We start from the raw sequence: 8975 nt of genomic DNA, 5'->3' as shown, positions 1-8975 counted from the left end.
GGTCGCCCCGCTCATACTCCGCGATCACCTGCGCGCCGAACAGCAGGATGATGGCGGCGACTTCCAGCAGCAGCAGCGCAATGACGGCGGTGGCCAGCGAGCCGTAGATGATGTTCACCATCGACAGGGTGGAAAAATACCACACCAGCAGGTGGCGGATAATTTCCCACGACACGGCGACGCAGAAACTGCCGGTCAGCGCGTGGCGGAAAGAAATTTTGCCTACCGGCATCACCATGTAGAACGAGGCCAGCAGCAGCGTCAGGCCGATAATGCCGAACAGGTAGAGGATGCTGCTGGCCACATGGTCAAGCTCCACTTTCCAGAACAACGCCACCACGTCGCCATGCAGAAATTCCAGCGCGCCGCTGACGATGGTGACCAGCAGGATACCGACGCCCAGTATCAGGATATAGGCGTAGGGGATGATGGCCGACACCAGGAAATGGCGGCGATGGATATTCACCCGGTGAAAGAAGATCACCGACATGGCATTTTCCAGCACCGTAAACGCCAGCGAACTGAAAAACAGCAGGATCAGCAACCCGATCCAACCCACGGTCTGGCGGTTTTGCAGGAACAGGTTCATTTGGGCGGTGATGCTGCTGGCCTGGGCACCGAAGATCGGGCGCAGGTTGTTCTGGACGATGGCGAGCAACTGGTGTTCATCCAGCAGGTGCGACAGCGCCACGATCAGCAGGGTGAACAGGGGAATGATCGACAGCAGCGTGTAATAGGCGATGGCACCCGCGAGCAGGATGCCCTGGTTGGCGCGGAAGCTGATCAGCGCACGTTTGAGGAATTGCAGTGCGCGGATGAATGGCTGCATGGGTGACCTCCTGCGGTGAATGTCCGGGAAAGCGGCGTTTCCCGGCAGCGCCTTGTTCTTGTGTCGGCGGCGCGGCGGCGAATCGGCGGGCGCTGCTCATTCCTTGGCAATTGTACGTCAGTCTCCGTTTGGAGGGTTGTAAAACTTCGGCTGGCATGGCACCCAGTCGTGGGGCTGGGGCAGGTATGGGGGAAATGCGTAACACACCTGATACAGCTCAGGGTTTGATCCAGTTTTGTCCGCACTGGCGTCGGGTGTAAGGTTATATGCAAATTTCCAGCAAGCCATTCCAGTGGCGGCTTCTATAACGGGCTTATCATAATTTGAGCAGGAGGGCTGCATATGCCTGCTTTACCTTCGCGATCAGCGGTGACGCTGCGTATTCCCCGGCAAAAACTGTTTGTGGGTTCCTATTACCGCATTCCGGTCGCTATCGCCAGCAGTTCGGGGCTGGGCTTTGATGACCTGCGCTTTGAAATTCCTGCCGGAGCCAAGGGCGGGCTGGTGTCGCCGAGCCGCGACCGGCTGTTCAACCCGAGGAAACCCCACCTCATGTTGCTGACGGGCTATCAGCCGGGGGATTATGAGTTGAATGTGATCCAGACCGCCACTAATGTGCTGGTGGGGAAAGCGAAGTTCAGCGTGGACACCTTGTGGCAGGACGAAGACGCAGGCCCAGGCCGCTGGTTCAGCGGCATTGTCGGCAATTACAACGCTGGTTCCGCTTGGGGCGGCGGGCCGGGCGGGCCGCAAAATGTCAATGTTGCGCCAGCCATGGGGACGCGCCGCATCGCCATTTTGCTGACAGACACCAGCTCGCAACGCTTCACCAGCAATGCGGCGGACTTACAGGGGCATCGTGACCGCTGGCTCAATGCGGTCGTCAATGGCGTGACGGATGGCGGCGTGACCCGCAGCAGCCGCCTGTATTACCGGGAAGTGTCCTACAACAATTTCGACCTGTCGGCGCAGGTGTTCGGGCCGGTCAGCCTGTCGGGGTCATGGGACGATTATTTCAATACCGACGGCACGCCTAAGGGCGCGTATTTCCAGGCGTGCTTTACGGCGGGCGACGGGCTGGTCAATTACAACGATTTCGACACTTTGCTGTGCGTTTCCCAGCAGGTGGATGGCCCGCCACGGCAAGGCGCTTGGCCTTACGCCTCCATCGGCAGTTGGGGGCCTTATGTCACGGCGGAAGGCAACAAGCATTATGGCGTCATTTCCATGCCCAATGACTGGGGCGAAGGCAGCGACCGGGAGATCTTCGACACCTTTTCCCACGAACTGGGGCATAACTTGGGGCTGGGCGACCAGTACACGCCAGGGGTTGCAGGCCGCAATCCGGGTGCCTGGGAAATGATGGACTGGGATGACCCATTGCCGCATTTTTCCATTGTCCACCGCATGATCCTCGGCTGGGTGCAGGGAAGCTGGCTGCAAACCTTCAATTTCCAGGCGATGGCCGCGCCGGTTGACCAGACCGTGACCTTGCACCCCATCGAACTGGGCGCGCCGCCCGCTGGGCGCAAAAGCGGCGTGGAAATCCGTCTGGCCGATGGCTGGAACTATTACCTCGAATACCGTGCTGGGCAGGGCGTCCAGATCGGCGACCGCAGTCTGCCGGTCAACAGCCGGGTGCTGGGGACGGACGTGGTGTCAGCGCCGTATACGCCGCCGATTTCCCGCCCCGGCATCCTGCTGCTCAACAACGACATTGACGGCGATGGGGCAGTGCTGGGCAATGGCCAGGATTATAAGGAAACCGACACCACCGACCCGGTGTTCCCGACCGATTTCCGGATTGATGTCAGCGGTATCGATGGCTCCAAGGCGGATGTGCGCATCCGCTACGGTGTGAACAGCCGACCTGACCCGTCAATCCGCCCCTGGCCCGCAGGCCCAGACCGCCAGTGGCAAAGCCCTGACATTGAAGTGCGCAATGCCAAGAACATGGCGGACCCGGCCTGGTTCAATGTCCCCTGGGTAGGCAACACCAACACTGTGGTCGCCAAAGTCAAGAACAACGGCGGGCTGGACGCGCCGTCGGTGCGGGTGAATTTCTACATCAAGAACTTCAACCTGGGCGGCGCGCCGGAAACCTTCATCGGGTTTGACCAACAGGACATCCCCAAGGGGGCCACGGTCGAATGCAGCACCTCCTGGGTTCCGCCCAGCGATGGGCATTACTGCGTCATTGTGCGCATTCCGCTCTATCAACTCCCCAGCAACCCGGCGGTGGTGGAAATGACCGAACTCAACAACGTGGCGCAATCCAATTACAACCGTTTCATTTCCGCCAGCGCCTCGCCGCCATCCCGGGAAATCACGCTGGTGGAGGTGGGGAACCCTTACCCGGCGCGCACCCGCATCTGGCTGACCGGCGGGCACAGCAATCCGCTTTACCGCACCTATTTGCAACATGCTTGGCTGTACCTTGACCCTGGGGAAACCCGCAAGGTTGAAATGATGTTTGAATATGCGCCAGACAACCTGACCAATGACCTGTACCCGCCGCCGTTGCGGGAGAAATACCGGCAGTTGCAGAAGGTTCCCAACCATGTCGGCTCCGCCGCCTTTATCGAAGACCCGCGCGACAATCCGCGCCACGCCATGCAGGTGTTGGGCGGCGTGCAGGCGCAGGTGGTGACGGGCCGTGCCAGCAAATTCGAGCGCTTTGCCGCCGATGGGCAGACCGCCAGCGGGCGTATTGTCACCGTCAGCGACGGCAAGCCGGTGGCGGGCGGGAAGGTGATCCTGCGCGTTTCCACCCGGGGGAACGCCAAAACCTTCGCCTACCAGGAGGTGGCGTTGAGCAACGGCAGTTTCAAGACCCGGCTGAAAGACAAGGGGACAGAAGTGAAGGCGTATTTCCTGCCGCCCGCTGATGTGGGGGAATGTGAAAGCGACACGCTGAAACTTCAGGGCTGAAACAATCCTGCCAACCAAAGGGGGTGGTCACTGGACACTGCAATTCGGGGCTATATCGCCAATCCCGCCAGTTTTCATGGCGCTAATTCATCATAGGAGTCAATACAATGGCTGATATCGAAGCGAATGACATCCAGGATCTGAGGATGTCGAACCTTAGCAATAATGTCGTGCGGGTTTCCGTGCCCGCCAGCGCGTACTTCAAACTGGACGCCATGCAGAAAATCCAAAAGGATATTCTCGGGCGCCTCGGCTGTCTCGCCTGCTGTTCAGGCTGGGACATCCGCTTTGACCTGCAACGCCAATTCATTGTGGATGAAAAACTGAATGTCCGCGAATTCGGCTAGGCGGACACTGGGGCCACTGCCCGGATTGGGCGTGGGAATGGTGTATTTCCCCTCCCTTGAGCCTCTGCTGGAGGCGGGGAGGGACTTGATCCAGGTGCTGGAAATTGAACCCCAGCCTTACTGGATCAAGCAGGCGGAAACCCATTCCCCGTACCGTTTGGACGGACGGGCGTTTGCGCGCATCCGCCAGTGGCCGCAGCCAAAAATCGTCCACGGCGTGGGCATGCCGGTGGGCAGTTCGCTGGGGCTGGATGATAGCCAGATGGAAGCATTCCTGCGTTCCATCGGGCAATTGCAGCCTGCCTGGGTCAGTGAGCATCTGGCTTTCCTGCGCGCGCCAGGGCCGCAAGGGCCGTATCCGGCGGGCTTTCTGCTGCCGCCGCTCCAGTCGCCCGAGACTGTCCGGCTGGCGGTGCGGAATATCCGCCGTTTCCAAGCGCAGTTGGGGTTGCCGTTCGCGTTTGAAAACGGCCCCAATTACCTGCGCCCCCAGCGTGGGGAGCTGCCTGACGGGGAGTTTCTGGCGCGGATTGCGGAGGAAGCCGATTGCGGCATGTTGCTGGACATGCACAACCTCTGGTGCAACCACCTGAATGGCCGCCAGCCGATCGGCGAGACGCTGGCGTCGCTGCCGCTGGAGCGGGTATGGGAAATCCATCTGGCGGGCGGCGATTCCTACCAGGGGCATTGGCTGGATGCGCACTCGGGGACAGTGCCGGAAGCGTTGCTGGAGCTGTGTTTTGAATGGGTTCCCCGCATGCCGAACCTGAAGGCCATCATTTTCGAAATCATTCCCGATTATGTGCTGGCGAAGGGCATCAGCATGGATGCCTTGCTGGCGCAGCTGCAAACGCTGCATGCGTTGTGGGCTTGCCGGGGCAGCCGTTGCGGGGGGCGTCCGGTGGCGGATTATGCTGTCACGCCAGAGGCGGAGGCTTTGCCGGAGCCTGCCGCCTGGGAACAGGCGTTGGCTTCGCTGGTCAACCGCCATCCGCCTGCCGATGCGCTGCAAACCGCCCTGGCCGCCGACCCCGGCGTTGGCGTGCTGCAACATCTGGTGAGCAGCGTGCGCGCTGGCATGCTGGTGGATTTGTTGACCCTGAGCTACCGGCTGATGGCGCTGCATCTGGGGGACGAGGCGGTGCAGGCCATCATGGATGCGTACTGGAGCCAGACCTTCCCGGAGCCTTTCGCCGCCGAGGAAGCCAGCCGCTTTGTGGGCTTTGTCCGTCAGCTTGATTTGCCTGTCCCGCATCTGGTCGAAGTGCTGGCTTATGAGCTGGCCTCGATGGAAGCGCTGAAAAGCGGTAAGGAAACCATCGTTGATTTTTCCTGCCCGCCGTTGCCGTTGCTGGAGGCGTTGGGCAGGGGTCGCTTGCCCGGACAATTGCCCGCAGGCCGTTACGAAGTGGCGGTGCAGCCCTGACGGGGACGGGGTTGCAACAACCGCCAGTATTCTTCAGTCGATGTATTTGCCGATCATTTCATGTTCCGTCTTGATCTGGCGGATGAGGCGGTCGTGCTTGTGCATTTTCAATAACGAATGGGTGACCAGATACGCGCCCAGCACCAGCAGGGCCAGACAGAATACACCCAGCGGAATGACCAGATGCAGCGTATGGAACACGTCATAGTACTTTGAGGTGGCGATCAGGAAGCTCATCAGCGACAGCGGCAACGCCAGGATGGCGATGCCAGTGCGCAGCACGGACAAGGATGTGCGCTTTTCCGCCAGCAGCAATTGCACCGCATTGATGGCTATGGCGTTGCTGTCGGGCTGTTGCATGGCGCAGGCTTCCGGGTAATGGTGGTTGGTGGGTTGCAGTATGGCATGCTTGGATGCCGCTGCGCTGGTCTTCTCCTGTTCTGCTCATATATTATCCCGCCTTATTGACTGCGAAAGGAGAAAACCCAATGAAAGGAAAACAAGGCTTCACGGCGGTGATGCTGGGGCTGGCGTTGTCAGGCATGGCGGGTGGCCTGCATGCGGATGGCGAGCCCGGCAAGTTTGATTATTACGTCATGTCGCTCTCATGGTCGCCGGATTATTGCGCTTCTTCCCCATCGGCGAGCAACAATGACCCCCAGTGCGCGGTGGGCAAAAAATTGGGCTTTGTCTTGCATGGCGTCTGGCCCCAATACAACCGGGGGTATCCTTCCGATTGTTCAGACGACAAGATGCCGGAATCGCTGGTGAAAAAATATCAGGGGCTCTACCCCAGCAAGAAGCTCTATTTCCATGAATGGGAAAAACATGGCACTTGCTCCGGCTTGACGCCTGACAAATATTTGTCGTTTAGCCAACAGCTGAAAGGTTCTTTGGCCATTCCCGCCAATTATGACCAGCCCGCCAAACCGTTCCGCGTCACGGCTGATGCGTTGAAAAAGGATTTCATCGCCGCCAACCCGGCTTTGCAGGCAGGGGATTTGTCCGTGTTCTGTTCAGGCTCAGGCCGTTTTCTGCAAGAGTTAAGGGTCTGTTATAGCCAGGATGGGAAGCCTGCGGAATGCGGGAAGGATGTGCTGGCTTCGTCAAGGAAAAGCTGCGGCCAGCCGGATTTCCTGGTGCGCAGCATCAAGTAGTTTTGACCGGGGCAGGAGGCTGGGCAACATTGTTCCAGCTTCCGCCCAAGGTGATTTTCCGCACCCATCAGCGCTTTCCAAGAGTGCATATTTTTCATGCAAGATCGCTGGACTTTACACCAATCCGCTGTGTATATTCCCCATACATTAACTTTATATTAATGACAATCCCGCCGGGCTTGCTGGATTGTCCAAGAGTGATGTCTGTATGAAGATGCCCGTTTAACGCGGCTGTTTTTATTGGGGAATAATCATGTCATTTGCTGATGCGTTTGAACGCAGGTTCCTGTTTGTGTTGACCCGCGGGTTGGCGCTTTTATTCATTTTCGGGTTGCTGGCCGCCATTGTGATTGGCGGGATTATGGTCAGCGATAAATTGACGCTGAAAGATTCAACGGCAGTTTCCCCTCAAGAAGTGGTGGACGCAATTAAGCCGCCAGTCTATGAAGAGCCGCCGCCGCAGGATTCGGATGCGGCATCCCCAACGCCCTCACCACCACCTGATCCGGCAATTTTGCCGGGCATCAAACTGCCGTTTGTATTGCAAAAGCATTTCAATGCGCCAGAACGTATCCAGACCTTGCGGGATTGGCTGGAAGCCCTGCCCAGCGGACAGCGGCAGGTATTCCTTGATGAAATGGCCGCAGCGGTCACTGAGGCCGAGAAGGCCGGAGCAGAGGGGCTGGACGCTGTTAACCAATACAAGGCGCTCAAGTTTGACAAGCTAAAGCAGGAGGAAGCCGCATCGGCAGCCTTGCTAACGGCACGCCTGACCTATGCGGGCGCAGCTTTTGGGGCAGTCCTGCTGATAGCCTTGTTCAGCCTGATTTTGGTGTTGCTTGCCATTGAGCGCAATACACGCCGGGGGCAGGCATGAAACGGATACTCATGGGGTTGCTGCTGGCCTTGCTGGCGTCCGCTTGTCAGGAAACGGGGGAAACTGGCGGGCAGGAGGCTGGGGAGGGGCGTTTTCCGGGGTTTGCCCAGGTCGGCAAGGAAGGCATGGCTTCCCACTTGTATATCGAGCTGAATACCGTCAAGCAGGGGGATGGCTTGGCACACCTTAAAATGGTGCGCGTGCTGGATGAGGGCTATGTCATTCAGGATGCGATGACTGATTGCCGTGGCAGTTTCAAGGCGTTGGAGGGCGTCCAGTATCGGGATGACGGTTCCAGCGAGAAAAAATATCCGGGAGATGACCAACCCATGCCGTTTGCAGGCAGGCCGGAGATCGCCGCGTTGGTGAAAATGGCTTGTGACAAGGCAGGCATGGCGCAAGCGGATCAACCCATGCCAAGCCCAGAGGCTGAAAAGCCGCAGGCTGACGGCAAACAACAGGCGACGGAAACCCCGTTACCGGAAAATGCGCCCGACACACTGAAAACCCGCACAGGCTTGCTGGAGATAGGGCGGAGCGGTTTCGGTGCGCCGCCTGATTCCTTGGTGCTTAATGGCAAAGTGGTTTACAAGGATGAAGGCAATTACCTTGCTTTGCACCAGATGTTCAGTCTCCCTGACCACGATGCGGTGCTGTTTTCGTCCAATTGTGGCGGGACAGCGTGCCAAACGGATGACTTTGCTTTTCTTGTGGTGCGGCAAAATGCTGAACCGGCAGTGGTCAAGGCGGATGGGTTTTATGCCTATCCAAGCGCTGTCAAAACCAGGCGGGATGGCGATGACATCAAGCTGGATTTGGGTTTTTCCGGCGGTAAACGCAAGCTTGCCGTCCTGAAAGGGGAACAATTGGCTATCCGGCTAGAAGCGGTTCCAGCCCAACCGCTGGAAGAGGCGCAATGCAAATGGCTGCATAGCGACGCCATGCCTGCCTGCGTGGAGGCGCGGGCAAACAACCCTGATTGTTCTGATCCGCAGGGCGATTTTTCCGGGGCGGTCATGCGTGGCGTGGCGGCCATGGCTGATTATCCGGGATTTGTGCAGCAAGGTTTCGACCAACAATGCCAGCAGGCTTGCCGGGATGGTAAAGCCAGTGATTACGCCATTTTTGGCGGCGAAGTGTGTTCCAAGTCCAAGCCTGCCAATGCGGCATCCACCCCGCCACCCCTTCCGGCGGCGGGCAAGGCCGATATATTCAACGGCTGTGAGAATCTGATGGGGATGGCAGGGCAGGCGCTCGAATGCATGCAAGGCAACCTGCAACCCCATGCGGCTTACAAATCTCGGTTTGATGCTTTACCAGCAGACCAGCAGGCGCAACTCGAAACTGAACAGAAAGCGTGGTTGGAAAAGCGCAATGCCGACTGCGGCAAATTGACGGATGAAACCCC

General features: G+C 58.6%; 8 protein-coding genes. 6 read left to right on the top strand and 2 right to left on the bottom strand.

The window, feature by feature from the left end; genetic code table 11:
* Nucleotides 1-829 (bottom strand): YihY/virulence factor BrkB family protein (locus tag VSS37_RS13315; RefSeq protein WP_324695983.1); only part of this gene is annotated, 829 nt, incomplete at its 3' end.
* A 342-nt stretch (nt 830-1171) separates the two neighbouring features.
* Between VSS37_RS13315 and VSS37_RS13310 the strand changes: the two genes are divergently transcribed.
* The 3 genes from VSS37_RS13310 to VSS37_RS13300 all read left to right on the top strand — a co-directional run bounded on the left by VSS37_RS13310 (nt 1172) and on the right by VSS37_RS13300 (nt 5533).
* Nucleotides 1172-3760: a CARDB domain-containing protein gene (locus VSS37_RS13310; RefSeq protein WP_324695981.1), complete on the top strand. Its 2589-nt coding sequence runs from the start codon at nt 1172-1174 to the stop codon at nt 3758-3760.
* Between the two features lie 107 nt (nt 3761-3867).
* Nucleotides 3868-4107, top strand: coding sequence for a hypothetical protein (locus VSS37_RS13305; protein WP_324695979.1), 240 nt, complete (start codon nt 3868-3870; stop codon nt 4105-4107).
* On the top strand, nt 4088-5533 hold the full coding sequence (locus VSS37_RS13300) for an MbnB/TglH/ChrH family RiPP precursor modification enzyme (RefSeq protein ID WP_324695977.1): 1446 nt from the start codon (nt 4088-4090) through the stop codon (nt 5531-5533). The genes VSS37_RS13305 and VSS37_RS13300 overlap by 20 nt, the downstream gene beginning before the upstream one ends.
* Nucleotides 5534-5566: 33 nt before the next feature.
* On the opposite strand, the gene VSS37_RS13295 is transcribed toward VSS37_RS13300, so the two are convergent.
* Nucleotides 5567-5893 (bottom strand): hypothetical protein, encoded by a 327-nt coding sequence (locus VSS37_RS13295; protein ID WP_324695975.1) that lies wholly within the window; start codon nt 5891-5893, stop codon nt 5567-5569.
* Nucleotides 5894-6021: 128 nt separating this feature from the next.
* Between VSS37_RS13295 and VSS37_RS13290 the strand changes: the two genes are divergently transcribed.
* The 3 genes from VSS37_RS13290 to VSS37_RS13280 form a co-directional block, all read left to right on the top strand.
* Nucleotides 6022-6690, top strand: a complete 669-nt coding sequence (locus VSS37_RS13290) for a ribonuclease T2 family protein (protein ID WP_324695973.1) — start codon at nt 6022-6024, stop codon at nt 6688-6690.
* Nucleotides 6691-6943: 253 nt separating this feature from the next.
* Nucleotides 6944-7567, top strand: coding sequence for a hypothetical protein (locus VSS37_RS13285; RefSeq protein WP_324695971.1), 624 nt, complete (start codon nt 6944-6946; stop codon nt 7565-7567).
* Nucleotides 7564-8975: hypothetical protein (locus tag VSS37_RS13280; RefSeq protein ID WP_324695969.1), on the top strand; the 1412-nt coding region annotated here is incomplete at its 3' end. The genes VSS37_RS13285 and VSS37_RS13280, both read left to right, overlap by 4 nt.

Origin of the sequence: Candidatus Thiothrix phosphatis (assembly GCF_035668035.1) — a bacterium.
Lineage (GTDB): Bacteria > Pseudomonadota > Gammaproteobacteria > Thiotrichales > Thiotrichaceae > Thiothrix > Thiothrix phosphatis.
The sequence above is the reverse complement of the archived record's forward strand: the minus strand, read 5'-3'. Positions and strand labels throughout refer to the sequence as shown.

Coding starts and splice junctions, on each gene's coding strand:
- VSS37_RS13310 (WP_324695981.1), top strand. CDS start 1,172: ATGCCTGCTTTACCTTCGCGATCAGCGGTGACGCTGCGTATTCCCCGG.
- VSS37_RS13305 (WP_324695979.1), top strand. CDS start 3,868: ATGGCTGATATCGAAGCGAATGACATCCAGGATCTGAGGATGTCGAAC.
- VSS37_RS13300 (WP_324695977.1), top strand. CDS start 4,088: ATGTCCGCGAATTCGGCTAGGCGGACACTGGGGCCACTGCCCGGATTG.
- VSS37_RS13295 (WP_324695975.1), bottom strand. CDS start 5,893: ATGCAACAGCCCGACAGCAACGCCATAGCCATCAATGCGGTGCAATTG.
- VSS37_RS13290 (WP_324695973.1), top strand. CDS start 6,022: ATGAAAGGAAAACAAGGCTTCACGGCGGTGATGCTGGGGCTGGCGTTG.
- VSS37_RS13285 (WP_324695971.1), top strand. CDS start 6,944: ATGTCATTTGCTGATGCGTTTGAACGCAGGTTCCTGTTTGTGTTGACC.